The 673-nt window shown below is 44.7% G+C and carries 1 protein-coding gene; it reads left to right on the top strand.

Annotated features, from left to right (window positions below; all coding sequences use genetic code 11):
* Window positions 1-673 (top strand): transcriptional regulator HexR (gene hexR, locus R7F64_RS23930; protein ID WP_318072158.1); only part of this gene is annotated, 673 nt, incomplete at both ends.

The following is a 673-nucleotide window of genomic DNA, read 5'->3' as shown; positions in this document are numbered from 1 at the left end:
CGTCTCCACAAACTGCGATTCATTCTAGCATTGCAACGTTAGCAAAAATGGCTGACGTGAGTGAGCCCACTGTAAACCGCTTCTGTCGCCGCCTGGATACCAAAGGTTTCCCGGATTTTAAACTTCACTTGGCTCAGAGCCTTGCTAACGCTACGCCATACGTAAACCGTAATGTGGAAGAAGATGACGGCCCAGATGCTTACACGCATAAGATTTTCGAATCGACAATGGCGTGTTTGGATGTTGCTAAAAATAGCCTAGACCCGATGCAAGTAAACCGTGCGGTTGACTTGCTGACTCAAGCAAAACGTATTTCTTTCTTTGGTCTTGGTGCGTCTTCATCTGTTGCTCGCGATGCTCAAAACAAGTTCATCCGTTTTAATATCCCAATTACTTGTTTTGAAGATATTGTCATGCAACGCATGAGCTGTATTAACTGCAGCGACAACGACGTGATTGTTCTCATTTCTCATACTGGTCGTACGAAAAGCCAAGTTGAAATTGCGAATCTGGCTCGTGAGAACGGTGCAACTGTCATCGCTATCACTGCGAAAGATTCTCCATTAGAGAAAGCAAGTTCACTGGCTATCACTTTAGATATTCCTGAATATACGGACGTATACATGCCAATGGCAAGCCGTGTCGTTCAAATGACCGTTATCGACGTATTAGC

The organism is Vibrio sp. Vb1980, assembly GCF_033338615.1.
In the GTDB taxonomy this organism is placed as follows: domain Bacteria; phylum Pseudomonadota; class Gammaproteobacteria; order Enterobacterales; family Vibrionaceae; genus Vibrio; species Vibrio alginolyticus.
The sequence above is the reverse complement of the archived record's forward strand: the minus strand, read 5'-3'. Positions and strand labels throughout refer to the sequence as shown.